Source organism: Pseudomonas sp. NPDC085632 (assembly GCF_044541255.1).
GTDB lineage: Bacteria > Pseudomonadota > Gammaproteobacteria > Pseudomonadales > Pseudomonadaceae > Aquipseudomonas.
Window position 1 is genome coordinate 18,155 of sequence record NZ_JBITSX010000031.1, and the last position, 22,709, is coordinate 40,863.

Below are 22,709 nucleotides of genomic sequence, written 5' to 3' on the forward strand. Positions count from 1 at the left end.
GTCAACACAGCCTTCTCTGACCGGCCGCCTTCGCGAGCAAGCTCGCTCCCACAGTGGACAATGTGTTCTGGATGTTTGAGGAATGTAAGCTAGATTGCACGCCATGCCTTTAGCCGAATCCGCGTTTGATTACGAAGCCCGCCTCGCTGCCTGTGCCCGTGGCGAGCGCGCGGCCCTGCGCGATTTGTACGTGCAGGAAGGCCCGCGTCTGCTCGGCGTGGCCAAGCGGCTGGTGCGCGATACGGCGCTGGCGGAGGACATCGTTCATGAGGCGTTCATCAAGATCTGGAACGGTGCGGCGGGGTTTGACCCGGCGCGCGGTTCGGCGCGTGGCTGGATGTTCAGCGTGACCCGGCATCTGGCGCTCAACTTGCTGCGTGATCACGGCCGGGAAACGCCATTCGACGAAGTCCACGAGGTGGCTGTGGACGACAACGGGTATGACGCTCCCGCGCATTCCGCGCGCATCCACGGTTGTCTGGAACAACTGGAGCCGCAACGCCGCCGCTGCATCCTGCACGCTTACGTCGACGGTTACAGCCACGCGCAGATTGCCGCGCGCCTCGATACGCCGCTGGGCACCGTCAAGGCGTGGATCAAGCGCAGCCTCAATGCGTTGCGGGAGTGCATGGGATGACCAGCGAATCGGCGCAGGAACGTGATGAACTGGCTGGCGAATATGTGCTTGGGACGCTGCCTGCCGAGCAGCGCATCGAGGTGCAACGGCGCTTGCCGAATGAGCCCGATTTGCGTGCGGCGGTGGATGCTTGGGAACGGCGTCTGCTGGAGTTGACGGATATGGCTGAACCGCAACAACCGTCGGCGCAGTTATGGTCGAGGATCGAGCGCAGCCTCGTACGACTCACGCCGAAAGCGCCATCGACCTCATGGTGGGATCTGCTGCCGCTCTGGCGCGGTTTGAGCGCGGCCGGATTGGCCGCCACGTTGATCCTGGGTTCGATCCTGTTGACTCAGACCACGCCGAAACCGAGTTATCTGGTGGTGCTGGTCGCCCCGCAGGACAAGGCGCCGGGCTGGGTGATCCAGGCGAGCAATTCGCGGGAGATTCAGTTGATTCCGTTGGGCGTGGTTGAGGTGCCGGCGGACAAGGCACTGGAATTCTGGACCAAGGCTGATGGCTGGCAGGGGCCGGTGTCGCTGGGACTGGTCAAACCCGGGCAGGCCTTGTCGGTGCCGCTGGACAAGTTGCCGCCGCTGCAACCCAATCAGTTGTTCGAGCTGACACTTGAGGGCGCCAATGGCTCGCCGATCGGTAAACCGACCGGGCCGATTCAGGCGATCGGGCGGGCGGTGAAGGTGCTGTGAGGCTCTGATCTGCGGCTTCTGGCAACCATCATCGGCATCGATGTTCACCATCACGGCAATGAAGTTCTCATAAAAAATCTCCGGCGTAACATCAGCTCCATACCAACCAATAACACCCCGGAGCACACCCTCATGAAACGCCAAACCCTTCTCGGCATCGCTTTCTCGGTCTTCGCTATCAACGCTTTCGCCGCAACCCCGGCCCACACCATGATCGCTGAAGGCGGCTCGGACAAACTGATCGAAAGCCGTGTGGCTGAAGGTGGTTCGGATCGTCTGCTCGAACGCCGCGTTGCCGAAGGTGGCTCGGATCGTCTGCTCGAACGCCGCGTGGCTGAAGGTGGTTCGGATCGTCTGCTGGAACGCCGCGTTGCCGAAGGTGGCTCGGATCGTCTGGTGGAACGCCGCGTTGCCGAAGGTGGCTCGGATCGTCTGATGGAACGCCGTGTTGCCGAAGGTGGCTCGGATCGTCTGCTCGAACGCCGCGTTGCCGAAGGTGGTTCGGACCGTTTGATCGAACGCCGCGTTGCCTGAATGATGGCGGCAAGCGCAACACCCCAGAGAAACCCGGCTCCCTTGGCCGGGTTTTTTATGCCTGGGTGTTTTATCCGGCCTTGGCCATGCAGCGCTTGTAGCGCTCGTCCACGCGTTTGGCAAACCACGCCGTCGTGAGCTTGCGGGTTATCTTTGGACTCTGCAGCACGATCCCCGGCAACACTGCACGTGGCAGCTTTTTCCCCTCCGCTTGCTCCGCCAATTCGAATACCCGTTGATAGAGCTTGGTCTCTTCGAATTCCAGGGTTTTGCCCTTCTCCAGTTGATCGCGAATGGTCGGGTTGCGCATGCCCAGCGACTTGCCGAGGGTGCGTACCGCCAGTTCCGTGCCACCGGGCATGATCGAGTCGTAGCGGATCAGGTCGCCATCGAGTGCCAGTGGAATGCCCGAAGCACGGCTCACCGCATTCTGAAACGCGGCATTGCGACTGGCGTACCAACCAGCGTTGAAGTCGGCAAACCGATACAACGGCTCGCGATAACTCACCGGATAACCGAGCAAGTGCGCGATGCCGAAATACATGCCGCCACGGCGGCTGAACACTTCGTGACGGATCGTGCCGTCCACCGGATACGGATAATCCTTGGCATGCTGCTCGGCAAATTCAATGCTGACCTGCATCGGCCCGCCGGTGTGCACCGGGTTGAAGCCGCCGAACAGCGTGCGGCCCATCGGCACCCGACCGATGAAGTCGTCGAAAATGCCACTGAGTTCTTTCTCACTGCGTGCCGCATTCAGGCGTTCGCTGTAGGTTTTGCCGTTGGTTGAGCGCACTTGCAGCGCGCCGCTGACCAACAGGCTGGGGATGTGCACTTTGGCGGCACGGCGATCGATCTCGTCACGGGCGATTTTGCCCAGACCGGGTACGGTGGGGTCTGCTTGAAAGGTCGATTCCTGTTCAGCAACGGCCAGCACCGAGCAGAGGTTTTGCGTGGTCGGGCTGATGTTCTGCGCGGCAAATGCGGCGTAGATATCGCTGGCCCAACCTTGCCGATCTGCGGTCTTGGCCGGCATCAGCCGCACGATCTCGGCCTTCACTTCAGCGGGCGGACGTGGCACCGGTTCCTGGCTGCGCTGCCCCGCGCAACCGGCGAGCACCAGCAGTGCGGCGAGCGTGATCGGTAATCGTGGGTTGTGCATGTTGCTCCATCCAGTCCAGTAAGCCAGAACCACCATACACAATCCGTGTAGGAGCTGCCGCAGGCTGCGATCTTTTTACTTTAAAAAACAAGATCAAAAGATCGCAGCCTGCGGCAGCTCCTACACAGGAATGTGGGTTTTGAAGGGGTGATGACAAACTGATTGCAAAACGTTACTGAGAAAAACTATCATTTGCACCTGGAGTCGCATTTGCGCAAGGAGTTCCCGCGCCGCCCTTATCTTTCTCACCGGCCGTGCGCCTCCAGGTACATACATGCCCGCTCCAGCTCGACTCACCGCCCCGTTTCGCCCGACGCTTCTCGCCCTGCTGTGCTCCCTGACTGTCACCGCTTACGCCGCCGACGGCGACAACAAGGCGCTGGTGCTGGACGACGTCAACGTCAATGCCCAGGCCCCAACACCCAACGCCCTGCCCCCGGTTTACTCGGGTGGCCAGGTCGCACGCGGTGGTCAACTTGGCGTGCTGGGTAATCAGGACATGATGGACGTGCCGTTCAGCGCCGCGTCCTACACCGAACAATTGATTCAGGATCAGCAGGCCGAAAACGTCGCCGATGTGCTGCTCAACGATTCGTCGGTGCGTCAGGCCTCGGGTTTCTCCAACCAGGCGCAGGTCTTCATGATCCGCGGCCTGCCGCTGAACGGCGACGACATTTCCTATAACGGCCTGTACGGCGTGTTGCCACGGCAGATCATTTCCACTGACGCCCTGGAGCGCGTGGAAGTGTTCAAAGGCCCGAACGCCTTTATCAATGGCGTGACCCCGACCGGTTCCGGCATCGGCGGCGGCGTCAATCTGCAACCGAAACGTGCCGGTGACGTGCCGTTGCGTCGGTACACCACCGACATCAACAGCGAAGGCCGCATCGGTCATCACTTCGACATCGGCCAGCGCTTCGGTGAAGACAACCGCTTCGGCGCCCGGATCAACCTGTCCCAGCGCGAAGGTGACACCGGTATCGACCACGAGAACCAGCGCTCGAAACTGTTCGCCATCGGCCTCGATTATCGCGGCGACGCCCTGCGCCTCTCCGGCGACTTCGCCTACCAGAAAGAGCGCGTCAACGGTGGCCGCAACTCGGTCAACCTCGGCACCGCCACGCACATTCCGGACGCGCCATCGTCCGACACCAACTACGCGCCGAAGTGGGGCTACACCGACATCGAAGACACCTTCGGCATGCTCCGCGCCGAGTACGACCTGAACGACAACTGGACCGCCTACGCCGCCGCCGGCGCCAAGCACACCCGCGAAGTCGGGCGCTACAACTCGACCACGCTGGTCGGCAACAACGGCGCCTCGTTCACCACCGGCTCGTTCATTCCGCACGATGAAGACAACACCAGCGTGATGGCCGGCCTCAACGGTAAATTCAACACAGGCGCGGTCAGCCACAAGCTGAACTTTGGCCTGACCGGCATCTGGGCCGAACAGCGCAGCGCCTATGATTTCGACCTGACCAAGTACGCCAACAACATCTATCACCCGGTGCAGACACCGTCGCCGGTCGGTAACTTCTCCGGTGGCGACTTGAATGATCCCGGCATCGTCGGCAAGACCTTCAACCGCAGTGTGGCACTCTCCGACACCCTCGGTTTCTTCGATGATCGCCTGCTGGTCACCGCCGGCCTGCGTCGTCAGCAATTGGTGGTGCAAGGCTACAACTACGCCAGTTGGGGCAGTGGCGGTCGCAAGTCGAGCTACGACGAATCGATCACCACCCCGGTGTATGGCGTGGTGTTCAAGCCGTGGGAACACGTGTCGTTCTACGCCAACCACATCGAGGGTCTGGCCCAGGGCCCGACATCGCCGACCAGCACCGGCGGCTTCCGCGTGACCAACGGCAACGAAGTCTATGCACCCGCACGTTCCAAGCAGACCGAAGTCGGGGTGAAAGTCGACATGGGCACTTACGGCGCCAGCCTGGGTGTCTATCGCATCGAACAGCCAAGCGATGGTTACTGCGAAATCGACAGCGCCACCACCTGCACCTACGTACGTGAAGGCGAGCAGGTCAACAAAGGCGTGGAAATGAACGTGTTCGGCGAGCCGATCCAGGGCCTGCGTCTGATCAGCGGCCTGACCCTGATGGACACCGAACTGAAGAATACCCTCGACGGCGCCAACGACGGCAACCGTGCTATCGGCGTGCCGACCTTCCAGTTCAACGCTGGTGCGGATTGGGACGTGCCCGGCCTGCAAGGCGTAGCGCTGAATGCGCGGATGCTGCGCACCGGAGGTCAATACGCCGACGCGGCGAACAACCTCAGCCTGCCGACCTGGAACCGCTTCGATGCCGGCGCGCGTTATGCGTTCAAGGTCTCGGAGAAGGACGTGACCGTGCGTCTGGGCGTGGAAAATCTGGCGAACAAGAAGTATTGGGAATCGGCTCAGGGTGGTTATCTGACGCAGGGTGAGCCGCGGGTTGCCAAGTTGTCCGGGACTATTGATTTCTAAGGCTTAAAAGCCCCTCACCCTAGCCCTCTCCCAAAGGGAGAGGGGACTGACCGTGGTGTTCTTTCGAGTTACGCCGACGTGTGCCACCGAGTTGAACTCAGGCTTTGAAAGGCACCCAAATCGGCTCCCTCTCCCTCGGGAGAGGGCTGGGGTGAGGGGCCACTATTTACGTCACATAACAGCACCCCAGTCGAACACCATCAAAATATCCCCGTCTGGCCGATCCACTGGCCACCCTCGCCTGCTGATCCATACTTGCTGCACAGCAAACGGAGGACAGGCCCATGAACCGCAGCGACGTCCTGATCATCGGCGCCGGCCCGACCGGGCTGGTGCTAGCCCTGTGGCTGAGCAAATTCGGCGTACGCGTACGCATCATCGATAAAACCTCCGCGCCCGGCACCACTTCGCGAGCACTGGCGGTGCAGGCGCGCACCCTCGAGTTGTACCGGCAACTGGACCTCGCCGACACCGTGGTGCGCAACGGTCATCGAGTAGCGGCAGCGAATTTCTGGGTCAACGGCAAACCGGTCGCACAGTTGCCGCTGAACCGCATCGGCGAAGGCCTGACGCCCTACGCGTTCGTTGAAATATTCCCGCAGGACGAGCATGAACGGCTGCTGATCGAACGCCTTGAGGACTACGGCATCACGGTCGAACGCGACACCGCGCTGGAAAGCTTCGAAGAAACCGGCGACGGCCTCACCGCGCACTTGCGCCTGCCCGATGGCGAACAGGAAATCTGTCAGGCCTGTTATCTGGCCGGTTGTGATGGCGCCCGTTCAGTGGTGCGCAAAACCCTCGACACCGGTTTTCCCGGCGGCACTTATCAGCAGATTTTCTACGTCGCCGACGTCAAGGCCAGCGGCCCGGCAATGAACGGCGAGCTGCACCTGGACCTGGATGAAGCGGACTTTCTCGCCGTGTTCCCGCTGGCCGGCGAAGGCCGCGCAAGACTGATCGGCACCGTGCGTGACGAACGTGCGGATCGCGCCGAAAGCCTGGAGTTTTCCGATGTCAGCAGCCGCGCCATCGAACACCTGAAAGTGCACATCGAAGACGTGCACTGGTTCTCGACCTACCGCGTGCATCATCGCGTCGCTGAGCACTTTCGCAGTGGCCGCGCGTTTCTGCTGGGCGATGCCGCGCATGTGCACAGCCCGGCGGGTGGTCAGGGCATGAACACCGGGATTGGCGACGCGATCAATCTGGCGTGGAAACTCGCCGCCGTGCTCAGCGGCGCCGCCGAACCGGGCCTGCTCGACAGCTACGAAACCGAACGCATTGCCTTCGCCCGCCGGCTGGTGTCGACCACCGACAAGGTCTTCAGTTTCGTCACCGCCGAAGGGCGGATGGCTGATCTGCTGCGCATGCGCGTGGCGCCGTTTCTGATCCCGAAAATGGCCTCATTCGAAGCCAGTCGCGAATTCCTCTTTCGCACCGTGTCGCAAGTTACCCTCAACTATCGCGGCATGCCGCTAAGCCAGGGCGCGGCCGGCCACGTCCACGGCGGTGATCGCTTGCCGTGGGCGCATGATGGCGAGGGGGATAATTACGAACCGCTCAGGCAGCCGTGCTGGCAGGTGCATGTGTACGGCGACACCAGCGATGAAATGATTGCCTGGTGCCATGAACATCACCTGCCGCTGCATGTGTTCGACTGGCGTCCGGCGTTTGAAACGGCAGGATTGGGGCGTAACGGCTTTTATCTGTTGCGCCCGGATACCTATGTGGCGATTGCCGAGAACAGCGCGGATCCGAAGGTGATTGAACGCTACTTCCGCGACCACGGCATCCGGCCTTTTCAGTGACCTTCACATTTCCTTGACCAGCCATTCGTCGGAAAGACCTGAACACCTGTCAACTCTGACAGTAGACGCTTTGCGCTGCGCCACCTCTAATCATTGCTCACCGTTTGTAAGGAGCAATGAAGATGGAACTGTCCACCGCAGATCAAGTGCAAGACATAGAGGTCACTGGAACATTAAACGCACTGTTCGAAGTCCCCGACCACCAACCTTTAAATACTGCTTTGATCGAGTTGCGTTCAACCCAGTGGGTAAAATATGAGTTCCGAGGGAGAACGGCGGCCAACGACAGGTCTTTTATATTTCAAATTTTCAGCGATCTCGAAGATGGAACATATGAAATACCTTCGACCTACAACCAGTACGCCGCAGTGTATCTAGCAAGCCATGCGGGTTGGACGTACGCATCGCCCAATCAATCGATCTTGTATCTAACGATTTCTGAGAATAAAACTCTTTTCAGTGGAAAAATCAAAGCTGATTTCGATCCCATCGAACACAAAACCGATTCTTCAACGCTGCATGTCACCGCGTCGTTAGACGTCAAACTCAGCAAAGCGCTTCCCTGATAAAAATCGAGTTATGCAGACGATCGCAACCTGACGCATCTGCCTCCAAGGAGCACCCACTCCATACAGGCAATGCTGCAAGTTGCGATCCTTTTCTCAGATCCCGGCCAATGCCAGATCCATCGCAAAGTAAGTGAAGATCAGATCCGCACCCGCACGCTTGATCGCGCCCAGGCTTTCGCGCACCACACGATCTTCATCGATCGCCCCGGCCTGCGCGCCGAACTTGATCATCGCGTACTCGCCACTGACCTGATACGCCGCCAGCGGCAGGTTCGAGGCTTCACGGATATCGCGGATGATGTCGAGGTACGCGCCGGCCGGTTTGACCATCAGCGCATCGGCGCCTTCCTGCTCGTCGAGCAGCGATTCGCGCAGGGCTTCGCGGCGGTTCATCGGGTTCATCTGATAGCTTTTGCGGTCGCCCTTCAGCGCGCTGCCACCGGCCTCGCGGAACGGGCCATAAAGCGCCGAAGCGAATTTGGTCGAGTACGCCATGATCGGAATCTGCGTGAATCCGGCCGCATCCAGCGCCTGGCGAATCGCCCGCACTTGTCCATCCATCGCTGCCGATGGCGCAATGACGTCAGCACCGGCGCGGGCAGCCGCCACGGCTTGTTTGCCGAGGTTGATCAGGGTCTGGTCGTTGTCGACTTCATGGTTGTGCATCACGCCGCAGTGGCCATGATCGGTGTATTCGCAAAAGCAGGTGTCGGACATCACGATCATGTCCGGCACGGCATCTTTGGCAATGCGCGACATGCGCGAAACCAGACCGTCTTCGCGCCAGGTATCGCTGCCGTTGCTGTCCAGATGGTGGGACACGCCGAAGGTCATCACCGACTTGACGCCGGCACGGGCATAACGCTCGATTTCGCTGGCCAGTTTGCGCTCGGGAATACGCATCACCCCGGGCATGCTTTTGATCGGCACGAAGTCGTCGATTTCTTCTTCAACAAAAATCGGCAGTACCAGATCGTTCAGGCTGAACTCGGTTTCCTGGAACAGGCTGCGCAGGCTCGCATTGCGGCGCAGACGGCGGGGACGTGCTTCGGGGAACTGACTGGACATGGGGGCCTTTCCTGAAAACGGCAGATGAGACGAAAGTCGTAGGGGGCGAAGCTTATGCCTTGCGGGGGTTGGGGTACAAACCTGGATCAATCAAGAGTGCATTACCGGGGGTGCAATAATCTTTCGAAACACTGTGGATCCCTGTGGGAGCTGGCTTGCCAGCGATGGCGGTGGTTCAGTCAACCTTGATGTCGACTGTGCCGGCCTCTTCGCTGGCAAGCCAGCTCCCAAAGGGTCATGTGTAAAGCCCGAAATTCAGGAAGGGATGGTCAAGCCCCGGATAACGGCCGGACGCGCGAGAAACCGCTCCAGCACACGGGTGACATTCGGGAAGTTCTGAATGCCGACCAGATCACCGGCCTCATAAAACCCGATCAGGTTGCGCACCCACGGGAACGTGGCGATATCGGCAATGGTGTAGCGCTCGCCCATGATCCAGTCACGGCCCTCAAGCCGGCCGTCGAGCACTTTGAGCAGACGTTTGCTTTCGTCGACATAACGATCACGCGGACGCTTGTCCTCGTAGTCCTTGCCGGCGAATTTGTTGAAGAAACCAAGTTGGCCGAACATCGGGCCGATGCCGCCCATCTGGAACATCAACCACTGGAGGGTTTCGTAGCGCTGCGCGCCTTCCTGCGCGAGCAACTGACCGCTCTTGTCGGCCAGATAAATCAGAATCGCCCCGGATTCGAACAGCGGCAGCGGCTGATCCTCGGGACCGTGGGGATCGAGGATCGCCGGGATCTTGTTGTTCGGGTTCAGCGAGAGGAATTCTGCGGACAACTGATCGTTGCTGTCGAATGCGACCTTGTGCGGCTCGTACGGCAGGCCGATTTCTTCGAGCATGATCGAGACTTTGACGCCGTTTGGCGTCGGCAAGGAATAGAGCTGAATCCAGTCAGGGTACTGCGCCGGCCATTTCTGGGTGATCGGGAACGCGGACAGATCGGTCATGGGAAGCATCCAGTCACAATTTAAAGCCAGATCATAATTCAGAGCCGCCGCAGGCTGTGATCTTTCGGCCGATGCCCGCTCGCATCAGTCATCGATAAGGCTATCAAGACGCATGTATTCAATTTTGCTGCGATACCACGTTTGCAGGCTTTTGGCCGCAAAAAAAATGCTGTCGGCATTGTTCGCGGCCATGTGCGCGCGCAATTGCGAATTGGCATTGAACAGCCCAACCGCCTCATCAAGCTCTACATCGTCGACGATTCCCAGGTAACCGCTGACACCGAACAGGAAGCTGTCGTGATAGTCACTGGTGGCTTTCATGTAATCGACCGTCAACCCACCGCGCATGATCGCGTCGGAAACGCTACGCTCCGAGACGTCGTAAACAATCCGCGGATCCGAAACCAGCAAAGTCTGCAGATTATCGTGCAGATAGAAAAAATCGGCAGCATTCGGCCCGATGGCCTTGAATCGATCGACTCTGTTGGTGTGCAACATTTCATGACCCAACGACACACTCAACATACCGCGCTTCATGAACTTGCGATTGATGAAGAACCGACCATGAAAATCCCTTTTGTACATCCATGCCGAACTCTGGTTGTCGACATCGACGCCGATGAATTTATCTGCGCCCCAAACACCTTGATACTCCCTGGAAAGCGCCAGGCCGCGTGAGACTGAATCAGCGAATTGCGCGGCAATGATCCGGTGGTCAGCGCCGAAAAAGCTTTCGTAAACCGTATCGGCGTCTGGCAGCTTCATGCCAATGACGTCGTTGGCGTTAGAGAACACGGTTTCGACCACTCGCAACTCCGAGCGAATGAGTTCGACCTGTCTGGGCGAAAACTGGGTCAACCCACGCGCAACCAGAGTGACATCCATTAACGTATCGCGCTCGATCGAGTCGTCGTTACCATCATGAGCCCGGTTTTTTTGCGGCGAATCATTACTGAAACCGCGAATCAGCTCATCAATATCGATATCAATGACATCGCCCTTGTCAGGGGACGACTGAGCGCTCTCGAGCTTCCATATCCGGTTTTGCGGATCATAGGCCAGCGCCGGTCCCGAAGCGGTCAACTCAGACGTCAACGTCGCCCGATACTCGCCGGTTGTCGCGGTTTGCCGAACCAGAACGATCTCGCCCGGGGCGATCTCTGCGTACAGGCGGTCCTTGAAGGCCCTCAAGCCCTGTGTGTTGGCCGCAGGCAAGCTGGCGGGCGCTCTCAAGCGATAGTTTTCAAGTGACTGGACCACGGAACGAACCGGCAAAACCTCGGCAGACTTCAATGGAGAAAGCCTGACATGGGCAAGCGATAGTTCCGGTTGAGTGGCAGTACGCTCCTGCACTTGATTGTCATCAAGGAGAGAAGTCTTGCTCGCTGGCCCGTCACCGGGGAGCACGCCGCGGCCTCTTTTACGACCCGAGCTTGCGTCTACCGGTCCGAGGTCGGGCGACGAGGAGGTGGCGGTTTTACGAACGATGACCATGAAAATCCCTATTCAAGAAAGTTGCCAAACGAAAATCCGGGCAGACGTCGCGATAAACGCTATTGCACATGCGCCATTGCAATCGATTACAAATCGCCAGGTGCGGTACATATGTATTGCACCTGCGTGGTCGTTTTATGCGTTCTTGTGGATAGGGATCAAAAGGTCGTCTACAGCCGCATCGAACCGTAACATCCTGTCGCTAACCTGTGCCCAAGCCGTAGAAGTTTGCCGCTAAAGTGCCACGCACTCGGATGGATCGAACCAAATCGGCCTCAGGGGACTCTGAGCTATGCCTTTATTGCAAAGGAAGCCGTTCACGACAGGGAAAACACCCGGTGCTGGGAGCCCGCGGTGTAAAGGTTTGTCAGCCTTAACCGAATTTGCTGAAGAACCTTTTATTTCATGACGATCCTTATGCGATTCGCCAAACGTTTCAAACATCGCGCGTATGTGGCCCTGCCTTCCCTGCTGGCCGTCAGTGCGCTGTTTCTGTCGCTGGAGTCCAGCGAAAGCCGCGCACAACCGGTGGATGGCACCCAGACGCTGGTGTTCCTGCGTCACGCAGAGAAACCCGAAGGCGGCCTCGGCCAACTCAACTGTCAGGGCTTGAACCGCGCCATCGACCTGTCGACGCTGCTGCCGGAAAAATTCGGCAAAGCCGATTACGTGTTCGCCGCCAACCCGACGCGCAATGTCGAGGAAGGTGAGCTGGATAACTCTTACAGCTACATTCGCCCACTGATGACCATCAGCCCGGCGGCGATCAAGCTCGGCCTGCCGGTGAACATCGAGTTTTCGGCCAACGACACCAGCGATCTGGCCCGTGAGCTGCTGGAAGACAAGTACCACAACTCGACGATCTACACCGCCTGGTCCCACGGCTATCTGCCGGAGTTGATCAACAAGGTGGCGGGTAAAGCAGTCGGCGAGAAGCAGAACATCACGGATGACTGGGCGGGCAACGATTTTGACTCGCTGTATGTGCTGACTTTGACCTGGCACAACGGCAAGGCCAGTTTGCAGAGCCACAGCTACAAGCAGGGGCTGGATCATGGCAAGGAAACCTGCCCGACCTGAGTCTTGTGTTGCCTTTACGGGCCCCATCGCTGGCAAGCCAGCTCCCACAGAGTTATGCGGTGTACACAAATATTATGTATATCCATGATACCTGTGGGAGCTGGCTTGCCAGCGATGAGGCCGGCGGCAACACTATGAGTCTTTCTGATTCAACCGATCACGCAAGAACTCCAGCACCGCCCCCCGCTCCCCGGCAAACTCGATCCGCCCGCCCTTCTTCTCGCGCTGAAACACATACATCGGGTCGTAATAATCGCGCAGCAATACGCCAATCCACTCACGGAACAACTCGACCGAACCGCTGCGCGCCTGTTCGGACAACGCCGCTTCCATCTGCAAAAACAGGCGTTGATAGCGCTCGCCACCCAGTCGACGCTGAATATTGTTGAGGCTGGAAATCAATCGCTCGGCGTACAGAGCAAAACCGTGCTCGCCATGCACCGCGACGAACTCGGCGTGCAGGTCGATGACGTAATCCTGCAAGATTCGCTCAACCCGATTGTCGAGGCTGTCCTCCAGCCAGACCAGCGGCGACGCTTGCATGCCGCGGTACAGCGGCAACGGCAAGGCACAACTGCCGACCACCCGACTCTCGTCTTCCAACACAAACTGGCTGATTCCGCCGGCGCGTTTTTTCAGCACATCGACGGCCAGGCGGTTTTCGAAATCAATGTTGCTCGGTTGCCCGGTGGCACGCTTGCCAAAACTCGAACCCCGATGATTGGCATGCCCTTCCAGATCCAGACCATTGCTCAACTGCACCAACACTTCAGTTTTACCGGTGCCGGTCATGCCGCCGAGCAAGACCAGATCGCATTCGGCCACAGCCTGATCGACCGTCTCCAGAAGGAACGTGCGCATGGCCTTGTAGCCACCACCGACACGCGGGTAATCGATGCCGCCCTCGTCCTTGATCCATTGCTGGACAATCTGTGAACGCAGGCCGCCACGAAAGCAATACAGATAGCCATCGGGATTGTTACAGGCAAACTCGACCCAGCCTTGAATGCGCTGTTCCCTGACCTCGGCAGACACCAGCCGCTCACCCAAGGCAATCGCAGCTTGCTGCCCGTGTTGTTTGTAACAGGTGCCGACCTGTTCACGCTCGCGGTCGTTCATCAGCGGCAGATTGACCACGCAAGGGAACGCGCCGTGGCAGAATTCGACCGGCGCGCGGGCGTCCATCAGCGGCCGATCGTTGAGGAAAATGTCTCGGTAGTCAGTGCAGTCGCGGAGCATCAATTCACCTCGACTGCGTTCGTCTGTCGCTCAACCAGTTCGCCGATTGGTGCAAGGCTCAGGCCCAGTTCGGCGGCGACGGCGAGGAACTCTTCATTGCCTTCAGGCGTCACCGCGATCAACAGACCACCGCTGGTTTGCGGGTCACAGAGCACGCGTTTGTGCAGCTCCTGCACGCGGCCCACCTTGCTCGCATAGCTGTCGAAGTTGCGCAGCGTACCGCCGGGCACGCAGCCCTGATCGAGGTAATACTCGACACTGTCCAGGCGCGGCACGCGGTCATAAGCGATGCGCGCGGTGAGCCTGCTGCCGTCCGCCATTTCCACCAGATGCCCGAGCAGACCAAAACCGGTGACGTCGGTCATCGCCGTGACGCCGGCGAGTTTGCCGAAACGGCTGCCGGGTTTGTTCAAGGTGCACATCCAGTCGCGGGCCACGCCGACATCGGCGGCGCGCAATTTACCCTTCTTCTCGGCGGTGGTGAGGATGCCGATGCCCAACGGTTTGGTCAGGTACAGCAGGCAACCAGCGGTCGCGGTGTCGTTGCGTTTCATGTGGCGTTTTTCCACCAGCCCGGTGACCGCTAGGCCGAAGATCGGCTCCGGCGCATCAATCGAATGCCCGCCGGCCAGCGGAATGCCCGCGGCGTCGCACACGGCACGGCCACCGCGAATCACTTCGCGCGCCACTTCCGGCGCCAGCACATTCACTGGCCAGCCGAGAATGGCGATGGCCATCAACGGATCACCGCCCATCGCATAGATGTCGCTGATCGCGTTGGTCGCGGCGATGCGGCCGAAGTCGAACGGGTCGTCGACGATCGGCATGAAAAAGTCCGTGGTCGAGACCACACCGCGCTCGGCATCGATCTCATACACCGCCGCGTCATCGCGCGAGGCGTTGCCGACCCACAGTTTCGGGTCGAGATTCTGCGCACCACTGCCGGCCAGAATCACTTCCAGCACCTGCGGGGAAATCTTGCAGCCGCAACCGGCGCCGTGGCTGTATTGGGTCAGACGAATCGGCTCGCTCATGGGGGAGTCTCAGGCTGTTGATGGGGGCGATTCTAGCAGAGCCACTGCAGCGGAATGTTTCACAAGCCAGGCGGACAGTTGCGTCGAGTGTGAAACCACCATCGCGAGCGTTTTGTGTACGCCCCCGATCAAATGTGGGAGCCAGCCTGCTGGCGATTGCGATGTTCGACTTCACCTGAGTGCGCACAATCAAAAAATCGCTGCCTGCGATTTTTTGCGCTGTTAACGCTCGCGCTGCACCTGAGCAAAAATTTCGGTGATCGGCCGATGCGGCTGGCGTTTTTGCATTTGCCGTACTTGTTCGCTCAGCCGCAGCAGCTCCTCGCTCGGTTTGGCCCATTGGTCTTGCGGTAGCGGCTCTGACCATTCACGCATGACATCTGGCAGCGCCTGTTTGCCGATTCTTTCGAGGCGGCGCACTTCCCATTCGACGAGGTGGTTGGGGATCGTCCACAGGGTCATGACGTGGTACAGGTACCAGAAAAACCCGGACAGCCGAGTGCGTGAGCCGTCGCGGACCTGCTGATGCATGCGCGCTCGGGCGTTGCGGAAGGTGTGCAGACCTTCGTGGGGAGGGTCGTCGGGGCCTTGCAGGTCTTGCAGGTCCTGGATGGATTTGAGGTCGTTGACTTCGTATTCCATGTAGCCGCGAATCGCCTCCCAGTGGCTGATCGCGAGTGGCAGGCCGGCGCATTGGAATTCGAGGCTGGTGAGGGTTTCGCCTTGGTAGAAGCCGATGCCCATGCCGTATTGGCGGTGGATGCCGTACTGGGTCGCGCCTTGGGCTTCGATGATCCAGGCGGAGAGGGATTCCCAGGGGACGAAGACGGGTTCGGTTTCGCCTGCGGGCATGAAGCAGACTTCGCGGCGTTGGCGGTTGAAGCGGGTTGGGATGAGGGTGGCGCGTTTTTTGTGGTTGTGGTGCCAGACGGCAAGGCCGATGGATAACATGACAAATGAAGTAAGTAATCCTAGTTTTGATGACGGAAAAAATAATTGCTCCGCAAACTCCCAAGAATACAGCCAGTCGTAACCCAGCACGAGACCAAAACAAAAACTGAATATAGGCAGCAAGACGGACCAAATAAAGTTCATGGTTAGTGGCCCCCCTAAAATCACCTGCCACGAAAATATTTGCGGTGATCCCAAACCAAAGTCCATGTACTCACCATTCAACTCCCCGATATGCGGGCCGTAGGGTGGCATTGGTATTGGTAATGGCAACGGCGCAAGATAAGTAATCTTTCCACTTGGAAACGGCTCCGTATCTCCTGCTTTTCGAGGCTGATCTATCTGCGAAGTAACTATTGGTTTATCCAACATGATCGGCTAGCTCCAGAAACTGAGTTTCAACGAGCAAAACCGGTGGATTCTCTTTGACCAACTGAGGAGTAACCACTGAAAAATGACCATTACCCCTCGGATCCAAATGGATCACGCGAGTTCGCGAAATCCACTCGCCTTTGTCGTTTAGGTTTTGAATGCAGACCGCCAGTTCCAAGGTTTCTTTCGCTGGAGTGAATTCAGAGTTGGGATCGACTGGATACTCAAGGCAGAGCACCAACTTCTCCGAGGTAGATTCGACGATACGCAGGCTTCTGACGATCTCTTCACTGATCACGTCTTTGCGTTCTCGTGGCGCTCCCCGGCTATGCACAGGCATGGAAATACGATGTGCGCCTATGCCCAGCCGATGTTTCGGCTTGCCGCCGAGGGGAGGCACCAGATCACTCAATGTCAGTCTGGGCAATACCAAATGGATATCGCTGGGTTTGGCTTTCAACAGCAGGTTTTTCAGCCAGAAATCGTACTGGTTAGGCCCAAGCTGCGCGTAAGGTGCGTGGATTAGAAAAGCCAGATAGCTTTGATAGTCATGCAATGAGTGATCGCCGCGCCTCTCTTCATCTCTGGTCCAGGGCGTAATTTTCAGCCATTTATCGTGAGCACTGAGGTTGTAGCGGTTGTATAGCCAAGTACCACTGAGTTCCAAAACGGTGAACAGCGCACCCGCCAGATTGAAGCGGAAAAACACTGTTGATAGACGTGTACCGGCGGCGGCCCAGGCGGCAGTTCGTGCGGCCTTGTTCGGAGCAGTCAATACAGTGAAAGTGGCGTGAACGGTATGACTCAGCCCGTAAGCGTTAACCGTTACCATGCCGCCTGCGCCTAATGTGGATAGAGCGGTGGCACCCTGCGCCGATTGATTTCCACTGCGAATCGCCTGCTGCCAATTTTTGTACTGGTTGTTAAGACTTATCGCTGACGACACCAATCCGAAACCATAGGTGAAAGCGCCCAGCCCAACATGCAACTTGCCCATATGCACATTTACATGCTGAATGGCATGGGGTTGAAGCGCAGCAATAAGCGCGGCAGTACGAGCTTTCAAAGCCGTATCAGCAAGACTTTGCGCCGCAGTGAATCCAGCAGATCCAGTCGTAGCTACCGCAGACAAAATCGGTCCGATAGTTCGTTTGTTTTTTGACTGCCTGAGCGTTTCCTTAAAAACTTCCACCAAATTCACCACCTGCACCAAAACCACCACCAACCCCATCCCCTCCGTCCTCACCAAACTCCCCGCCGACACCCCACTCACGCCCATCCGAATATTCCCCAACAAACTCCTTAACTCCCCCTGCTGCGCCGGTGGAAACACTACCGTCACCCCCGCTCTTGCAGGCGTTGCGCCATACAACCGCGCCGAGCGATCCGGCAGTTCTTCGATCGGGCTCAACGCCGCTGCCAACCGTCCTTCGAACAGCGTCAATTGCGCCCGAACCCGCACGATTTCTTCCTGCAACTCCACCGCACGCGCCGTTTTATGGCCCTGGCGGTTTTTGTTGTGGGTGAGCTGGTTGCGTTCGCGGTTGAGGGTCTTCAGGTATTCGCGTTCTCTAAGCACCTCCTTGATCGCGCCTTGCAACGCGGTCTGTTCCGCCGGACTGGCGACGGTGAAGGTCACGCCGCTGGTTTTTGCCGCGTCGAACAAGCGTAATTTCAGGCCTTTGGGCAGGCGCTGGAACAGTTCTTCCAGATCGGGGATTTTCTCGCCTGAGAGGTCGAAACCTTCCAGTACGCGGTTCAGACCCAGGTTCAGTGCCGGGCTGTAGGTGTCCTGCACGGCTGCCGCGACGACGCGGGTGTGTTCGGGCAGTTCGTCGAGGGCCGGCAACTGCGGATGCTCGACTTTGCGCAGTTTGGCCAGCCAGTCCGGCAGGTTGTTGAACATCGCCATGCCGGCGTTGAACAGTGGTGAATACTGCCCGGCTTGCTGGGTTTGCAGGCGCAGCGGCAAGGTGTAGAACAACGTACGGGTCAGTTCTGGTTGCTGTTCGAGATAACCGAGCATCTGTTCGCTGGCCGCGTCGCTGCGGCACAGGTCCTTGAGGCAGGCATATTCGGCGCTGAGGGCCCGACCAATTTGTGCCGCCACTTGTGCGTCGTAGTACCACGCAGAGCGGTGGAATCGGCCAGCGACCAGCAGTTGCGTGCGGTCGGCGGTGATGCGTTCGAGCAGGCGGTTCCAGCGGCCGAGGTTGTCGCGATGACGGTTGAGGACTTCGTCCATGGCCGGGCGGTCGATCAGGTCGTTGACCCCGCGTTTACCACTGAGGAACGGGCCATCGAGCACGTCGCGCATGCGCAGATCCTGATCCTTACCGAGCTCGACCAGTGTCGAAAGGTGCCGTTCGACAAAGTCTCGCGGGGCGACTTGGGCAAAATACTCGCGCGTATAAAAACGTCGATCCGCTTCGGCGGTAGCGCGATCATAAGCCGTGGCGTCCGGCGCTAAACCATCGAATCGATTTAACGCCAACGCATCATCGAGGGCCTTCTCGCGAAGTTGCAAAAGCTCTGGCGTTGACTCCGCAGAAGCAGGCTCAACCTTGCCGCCCTTGTTCAAATACTCAAGCAACGCCTTGCGCGTATTTTCCCGATCCGGCTCCGGCAGTTGCTCCAGCTCGGCATAAAAAGCCTTGGCCCGCGGATCGTCACTGACCTTGGCCAAAATATCGAAATCTGCGCTGCCGAGCTGACTCAAAGACTCGATGTAACTGGCCAGCAGATAATCACGTTCATTGTTGCCGCTGTCGCTCCACTCTTCGACCCAGCCAACGACCGTGTCCTGATATTCGGCCAGATCACGCATCACGCCCAAATCATCATTGACCAGCAGAAACAGCGTGTCGTCCTGATAAGGCCCGCGCACCCGACCGAGAAATTCGCCGATGTGTGCCTCGCGAAAGCGTCGCGGTTGTTCCCACAGATACGGTTCGCGCTCGTGCTCCGGCGCGTCGCTGACCTGCACCGCCGGCATCCGCGTCACATCGGCTTCGGCAATGGGTTCAGCGCCAGTCGCCACTTCCGCCAGCCACTGCTTTGCCTGCGCCACGGTGAGCAAATGTTCGCCACCGGTCTGACAATGAACCGGCCCCAGATCGACTGCCTGCATGAAGTGCTCGCGCTCTTCCGTGCTGTCCAACACCTGCCGGCATTTGGCAGCCGTCAACTGCACCTCGGCAAAGGTCACGTACAGCGTGCTCTTGCGCGAATAGATCAACGCCGGACGCTCTTCGATGGCCGCGCGCTGATCCTCAGTAACGGTTTTACCTTGGTGCAGCAGCGCGGTGACGATCCCGTCGAGTACGCGATATTCGTACAACTCGCCACCGAGGCTGTCGATGATGTACAGCCAGCCATCGCGCAACCGGCGAATGCCCATTGGCCGCGTGGTCAAGGCATAGGGCAGCGTCAATTCGGCAACCGGGTCGTGAGCTCTTTCTACCAGGCCATAAGCCAAAGGCACCAGTTGCATGTGGGTTTGCCGTAGCGGGCAACTGTCGAGGGAGCCGAAGGGTTTCTTGGAGGCAGCGGCAGCATCAAGAATCGCAGGATGGGTCATGGTTTCACCCTTTGGCTCGCCCAGCGTTCTGCGAGATCAGCGGCAAGCGTGACGCGCTCGCCCGGTGATTGCAGGGAGGGCGTGTGGAGCAAGTGGTGGATTTGCGGATGTTGGGCGGTGTCGTGGCTGTCGAGCAGCGCAAGCAGGTTGGCGTAATTGAGCATCTCGGATTGACTGCTCAGGCCAAGGGCACTGGCTTGGGTTTCCATAACATCCAGCAATGGCCAGCGCTGGCCCAACGTTTCCCCGATATGGAATTCGCGAAAGTGCTTCAACAGATGTGCATCCAGATCCAGCAACCTGCGCCGCCGGTCAACCTGATCCAGTGCCGCGCTCAGCTCAGGATCAACGCGATACGGCACGGCAAGCGCCGGACACCCGGCCAGCCGAGGTCGATGACTGTGCCAAAGATCATTGACGCAGTCCGCCGTCACCACGCAGGTCAAGGGCCCGAACAAACGCTGATCGGCATGGCTGAACAACGCATGCGCCACCGCTGCATCGGCCATGCGCAAAAACGCCGATTGCCCGGCGGGTAACTCGACGACCAGCAGTTTGCGCAAGTGCTCGGCAACACTGTGCATCGGCGCGGCGCTGAACAGCAGCACGCCCCACTCCGCTTGCGCATGTTGCAGATGGAACCCGGCCAGCGGATCGTCCGCGTGCGCAATCGCGACCAATAGGGGCGATATTTCGCGCAGCGCTGAAAAGGGTGGCTGGTCGTAGAGGGCAACGGCGCTGACCGCAGGGTTTTGCTGTTTCAGCCGCGCGGGCAAGTCGGTGATCGTCGCGCCATCGAGCAACAGAAAGGCCTGTTGCTCGGTCCACGGCAAATCTTCGGGAAAAGCGCTCGAAAGGCTCATGCTCGGGCAGCCTCGCAGGCCAGACAGCGAGACTCGCGGGTAGAGATCAACGCATGTTGCTGCCCAACCGGCTCAAACGCCGCTTGCAACAAGGGCACCGCCCCCGGCACCAACGGTTCCGCCGCCATTCCCAGTGCAGGCACACCACCCTGAACAATCGGCACGCTGCTGAAAATCCCCTCCGGCCCCAACGTCAACCATTGCCCGCCGGCCTTGATCGTCACATGGGTGCCGCCATCGATGACCACTTGCTGACCGGCACCGAGATGGATTTCCTGGCCGGCGCTGAGCCGCTGGCTGGCGACGCGGATATGACGGTCGCCGAGTACCCACAGGTGATCGTCCTGCTTGAGCTCGGTCAGGCGATTGCCGTGGGTCATATGGTGTTCGTGGCTGCGCAGCTCCTGGCTGCTGACTCCGCCAACGACCAAGGTGTGTTGATTGTCGACTTGCACGCGCTGGTCATTGAGCACGAGTTGTGCAAAATCACGCTGGGCGCGAATGGCGATCTCTTCGGCGCCTTTACGGTCTTCGATGCGCAGCTCGTTGTAGCCACCGCCGCCGGGGCTGCTCTGGCTGCGCAAGATGCTGCGCGTCTGCTCGGCAGGCAGGTCCAGCGGCACTGGTGTCACCGCGTTAGGCAAGCACGCCAGCACGAACGGCTTGTCTGGATCGCCCTCGGTGAACCCGACCAGCACCTCCATACCGACGCGTGGAATCTGCACGCTGCCGTATCGGTCATGGGCCCAGCCGGTAGTGACGCGCAGCCAGCAACTGGATTGCTCATCGAGTTGCCCTTCGCGGTCCCACAGCAGTTGGACCTTCACCCGGCCATACGCATCGCAGTAGATTTCCTCGCCTGGCGGCCCCGTCACCACGGCATGCTGATTGCCGTGGATGCGCGATTTTGGATGTGCGAGTGCGGGGCGAAAATTGACCTCCCAAGGCGTCGCGACGAAGTGGTTTCGGTAGCCCTGAGTCAAGCCATCCGCAGGGCTATCGACACTCGCCGACTCCTCCAGCACCTGCGGTTGTCGACCTAGATGTTCGACGCTGGTCAGCAACCATAAACCGTTGTAATCGTCGCGCGGGTGTTCACGCATGTCGACGAAACTGCCACTGCGCAGCAGGGTCTGGTCGCTGCGCCCGTGGCTCAGCCGGTAATCGGCACGATGGCGTTCAAGGGCTCGCTGGCTCAGGTGTTTGCCGCGATCACGGTGGGTGAACTGCCCGGGAAAGGCGTAATCCTCAAGCGCTGGCACCCGCGCCTCTTTGGCGTTGGCATCCAATTGCACATTGGGTTTTTCAAAGTGGTAATCACGGCGACTGACCTGCGTGGTACGCGTTTCCAGGCGCACGTTGAAACGGTCGATCACTGCCGCGTCGGCGACCATGCCGCTGTCCTGTGCATAGGCCGTGGGCTGGGCTGGCGGGAGGAAAACGCTCTGATCGTCACCGAACACCAGCAAGTGCCCATCGCGGCGGTGCTGGAAATGAAAGTGAATGCCTTCTTCCTCGCACAAGCGCTGAATAAAGTGCAGGTCAGTCTCCGCGAACTGCACGCAATAGACCCGAGGCGGGTACTCGGCACTGAGCTGGAAACGCCAGGCATCCGCTTGCATGCCGTGGTCTCGCAACACTTTGGCGATGATTTGCGGCACGCTCTGTTGCTGGAAAATTCGCTGATTATGTCGATGCGCGAGGTAGGCCAGATGCGGCACCAGAACGATCTGGTAGCGGGTCAGGCGTTTGCCCGAGTCACCCTGGGCAATTCGATAAACCTGCCCATGCAGGCCGGCGCCGTCTGCACTGAAGCAGAGGAAGGCGGGACGGTGCAGCAAGGATTCGAGATCAAGGTCGGGGCGCTCGCTGACCACCTCCAGTTCGACCTCATAGGTTCGATTGAGCGCCTCCTTCGCGCTGAATTCGTATACCTGAAGATCATGGGAAAAACCTTCGATATCGAGTCTGAATATCACGGACTTGCCAGCAGTCAGCATCCACATTTCCCTGTGTCTGTTTAAGACACAGGACTGTGGGGGGCAACGTCTGAATCGGTGAAGTCAGATGGTTCGATGTTTGACGTAAGGTTTTTCCGATTGTGGAGCAACGGTCGACCTCAGGCCATATTTCCTACAGACATGATCGCTACTTTTGCCCATGCAAAAAAAACCGCCCTTACGGGCGGCTAAA

The 22,709-nt window shown here is 59.0% G+C and carries 17 protein-coding genes; 7 read left to right on the forward strand and 10 right to left on the reverse strand.

Going from position 1 to position 22,709, the window contains the following annotated elements; genetic code table 11:
* Window positions 1-103 precede the first annotated feature (103 nt).
* The 3 genes from ACIF4X_RS18950 (at window position 104) to ACIF4X_RS18960 (ending at window position 1,860) form a co-directional block, all read left to right on the forward strand.
* Window positions 104-637, forward strand: coding sequence for a sigma-70 family RNA polymerase sigma factor (locus ACIF4X_RS18950; protein ID WP_397483295.1), 534 nt, complete (start codon window positions 104-106; stop codon window positions 635-637).
* Window positions 634-1,326 carry an anti-sigma factor domain-containing protein gene (locus ACIF4X_RS18955; RefSeq protein WP_397483296.1) on the forward strand — a complete coding sequence of 231 codons (693 nt, stop codon included), beginning with the start codon at window positions 634-636 and terminating at the stop codon, window positions 1,324-1,326. The genes ACIF4X_RS18950 and ACIF4X_RS18955 overlap by 4 nt, the downstream gene beginning before the upstream one ends.
* 132 nt (window positions 1,327-1,458) lie before the next feature.
* On the forward strand, window positions 1,459-1,860 hold the full coding sequence (locus tag ACIF4X_RS18960) for a hypothetical protein (RefSeq protein ID WP_397483297.1): 402 nt from the start codon (window positions 1,459-1,461) through the stop codon (window positions 1,858-1,860).
* A 70-nt stretch (window positions 1,861-1,930) separates the two neighbouring features.
* Here the strand turns inward: ACIF4X_RS18960 and ACIF4X_RS18965 are convergent, their stop codons facing one another.
* Window positions 1,931-3,022: a DUF1615 domain-containing protein gene (locus tag ACIF4X_RS18965; RefSeq protein ID WP_397483298.1), complete on the reverse strand. Its 1,092-nt coding sequence runs from the start codon at window positions 3,020-3,022 to the stop codon at window positions 1,931-1,933.
* 274 nt (window positions 3,023-3,296) lie between these two features.
* Between ACIF4X_RS18965 and ACIF4X_RS18970 the strand changes: the two genes are divergently transcribed.
* The 3 genes from ACIF4X_RS18970 (at window position 3,297) to ACIF4X_RS18980 (ending at window position 7,878) form a co-directional block, all read left to right on the forward strand.
* Window positions 3,297-5,501 (forward strand): TonB-dependent receptor, encoded by a 2,205-nt coding sequence (locus ACIF4X_RS18970; RefSeq protein ID WP_397483299.1) that lies wholly within the window; start codon window positions 3,297-3,299, stop codon window positions 5,499-5,501.
* A 284-nt stretch (window positions 5,502-5,785) separates the two neighbouring features.
* Entirely contained in the window at window positions 5,786-7,312 is a 1,527-nt protein-coding gene (locus ACIF4X_RS18975; RefSeq protein ID WP_397483300.1) for an FAD-dependent oxidoreductase, read from the forward strand.
* A gap of 122 nt (window positions 7,313-7,434) precedes the next feature.
* Window positions 7,435-7,878 (forward strand): hypothetical protein, encoded by a 444-nt coding sequence (locus ACIF4X_RS18980; protein ID WP_397483301.1) that lies wholly within the window; start codon window positions 7,435-7,437, stop codon window positions 7,876-7,878.
* Between the two features lie 96 nt (window positions 7,879-7,974).
* Here the strand turns inward: ACIF4X_RS18980 and hemB are convergent, their stop codons facing one another.
* From hemB to ACIF4X_RS18995, 3 genes are all read right to left on the reverse strand, one after another.
* Window positions 7,975-8,949 carry a porphobilinogen synthase gene (hemB, locus tag ACIF4X_RS18985; protein ID WP_397483302.1) on the reverse strand — a complete coding sequence of 325 codons (975 nt, stop codon included), beginning with the start codon at window positions 8,947-8,949 and terminating at the stop codon, window positions 7,975-7,977.
* 255 nt (window positions 8,950-9,204) lie between these two features.
* Window positions 9,205-9,903: a glutathione binding-like protein gene (locus ACIF4X_RS18990; protein ID WP_397483303.1), complete on the reverse strand. Its 699-nt coding sequence runs from the start codon at window positions 9,901-9,903 to the stop codon at window positions 9,205-9,207.
* An 84-nt stretch (window positions 9,904-9,987) separates the two neighbouring features.
* Window positions 9,988-11,397, reverse strand: coding sequence for a hypothetical protein (locus ACIF4X_RS18995; protein ID WP_397483304.1), 1,410 nt, complete (start codon window positions 11,395-11,397; stop codon window positions 9,988-9,990).
* Between the two features lie 405 nt (window positions 11,398-11,802).
* On the opposite strand from ACIF4X_RS18995, the gene ACIF4X_RS19000 reads away from it, so the two are divergent.
* A complete protein-coding gene (locus tag ACIF4X_RS19000; RefSeq protein ID WP_099756731.1) occupies window positions 11,803-12,477 on the forward strand; it encodes a histidine phosphatase family protein in 675 nt (224 codons plus the stop codon).
* A 132-nt stretch (window positions 12,478-12,609) separates the two neighbouring features.
* Here the strand turns inward: ACIF4X_RS19000 and mnmH are convergent, their stop codons facing one another.
* From mnmH to ACIF4X_RS19030, 6 genes are all read right to left on the reverse strand, one after another.
* The gene (gene mnmH / locus ACIF4X_RS19005) at window positions 12,610-13,716 is read right to left on the reverse strand and encodes a tRNA 2-selenouridine(34) synthase MnmH (protein WP_397483305.1); all 1,107 of its coding nucleotides are present in this window, start codon (window positions 13,714-13,716) and stop codon (window positions 12,610-12,612) included.
* Window positions 13,716-14,750: a selenide, water dikinase SelD gene (selD, locus tag ACIF4X_RS19010; RefSeq protein WP_397483306.1), complete on the reverse strand. Its 1,035-nt coding sequence runs from the start codon at window positions 14,748-14,750 to the stop codon at window positions 13,716-13,718. Before selD ends, mnmH begins: the two co-directional genes overlap by 1 nt.
* A 222-nt stretch (window positions 14,751-14,972) precedes the next feature.
* Window positions 14,973-16,073 (reverse strand): hypothetical protein, encoded by a 1,101-nt coding sequence (locus ACIF4X_RS19015; protein WP_397483307.1) that lies wholly within the window; start codon window positions 16,071-16,073, stop codon window positions 14,973-14,975.
* The gene (locus ACIF4X_RS19020; protein WP_397483308.1) at window positions 16,063-19,653 is read right to left on the reverse strand and encodes a toxin VasX; all 3,591 of its coding nucleotides are present in this window, start codon (window positions 19,651-19,653) and stop codon (window positions 16,063-16,065) included. The genes ACIF4X_RS19015 and ACIF4X_RS19020 overlap by 11 nt, the downstream gene beginning before the upstream one ends.
* Window positions 19,650-20,516 (reverse strand): DUF4123 domain-containing protein, encoded by an 867-nt coding sequence (locus ACIF4X_RS19025; RefSeq protein WP_397483309.1) that lies wholly within the window; start codon window positions 20,514-20,516, stop codon window positions 19,650-19,652. The genes ACIF4X_RS19020 and ACIF4X_RS19025 overlap by 4 nt, the downstream gene beginning before the upstream one ends.
* Window positions 20,513-22,516, reverse strand: coding sequence for a type VI secretion system tip protein VgrG (locus ACIF4X_RS19030; RefSeq protein ID WP_397483310.1), 2,004 nt, complete (start codon window positions 22,514-22,516; stop codon window positions 20,513-20,515). Before ACIF4X_RS19030 ends, ACIF4X_RS19025 begins: the two co-directional genes overlap by 4 nt.
* Window positions 22,517-22,709 lie beyond the last annotated feature (193 nt).

Coding starts and splice junctions, on each gene's coding strand:
- ACIF4X_RS19020 (WP_397483308.1), bottom strand. CDS start 19,653: ATGACCCATCCTGCGATTCTTGATGCTGCCGCTGCCTCCAAGAAACCC.
- ACIF4X_RS18990 (WP_397483303.1), bottom strand. CDS start 9,903: ATGACCGATCTGTCCGCGTTCCCGATCACCCAGAAATGGCCGGCGCAG.
- ACIF4X_RS19030 (WP_397483310.1), bottom strand. CDS start 22,516: ATGCTGACTGCTGGCAAGTCCGTGATATTCAGACTCGATATCGAAGGT.
- ACIF4X_RS18950 (WP_397483295.1), top strand. CDS start 104: ATGCCTTTAGCCGAATCCGCGTTTGATTACGAAGCCCGCCTCGCTGCC.
- ACIF4X_RS18965 (WP_397483298.1), bottom strand. CDS start 3,022: ATGCACAACCCACGATTACCGATCACGCTCGCCGCACTGCTGGTGCTC.
- ACIF4X_RS19025 (WP_397483309.1), bottom strand. CDS start 20,516: ATGAGCCTTTCGAGCGCTTTTCCCGAAGATTTGCCGTGGACCGAGCAA.
- ACIF4X_RS19015 (WP_397483307.1), bottom strand. CDS start 16,073: ATGTTGGATAAACCAATAGTTACTTCGCAGATAGATCAGCCTCGAAAA.
- selD (WP_397483306.1), bottom strand. CDS start 14,750: ATGAGCGAGCCGATTCGTCTGACCCAATACAGCCACGGCGCCGGTTGC.
- hemB (WP_397483302.1), bottom strand. CDS start 8,949: ATGTCCAGTCAGTTCCCCGAAGCACGTCCCCGCCGTCTGCGCCGCAAT.
- ACIF4X_RS18975 (WP_397483300.1), top strand. CDS start 5,786: ATGAACCGCAGCGACGTCCTGATCATCGGCGCCGGCCCGACCGGGCTG.
- ACIF4X_RS18960 (WP_397483297.1), top strand. CDS start 1,459: ATGAAACGCCAAACCCTTCTCGGCATCGCTTTCTCGGTCTTCGCTATC.
- ACIF4X_RS19000 (WP_099756731.1), top strand. CDS start 11,803: ATGACGATCCTTATGCGATTCGCCAAACGTTTCAAACATCGCGCGTAT.
- ACIF4X_RS18980 (WP_397483301.1), top strand. CDS start 7,435: ATGGAACTGTCCACCGCAGATCAAGTGCAAGACATAGAGGTCACTGGA.
- ACIF4X_RS18995 (WP_397483304.1), bottom strand. CDS start 11,397: ATGGTCATCGTTCGTAAAACCGCCACCTCCTCGTCGCCCGACCTCGGA.
- ACIF4X_RS18970 (WP_397483299.1), top strand. CDS start 3,297: ATGCCCGCTCCAGCTCGACTCACCGCCCCGTTTCGCCCGACGCTTCTC.
- ACIF4X_RS18955 (WP_397483296.1), top strand. CDS start 634: ATGACCAGCGAATCGGCGCAGGAACGTGATGAACTGGCTGGCGAATAT.
- mnmH (WP_397483305.1), bottom strand. CDS start 13,716: ATGCTCCGCGACTGCACTGACTACCGAGACATTTTCCTCAACGATCGG.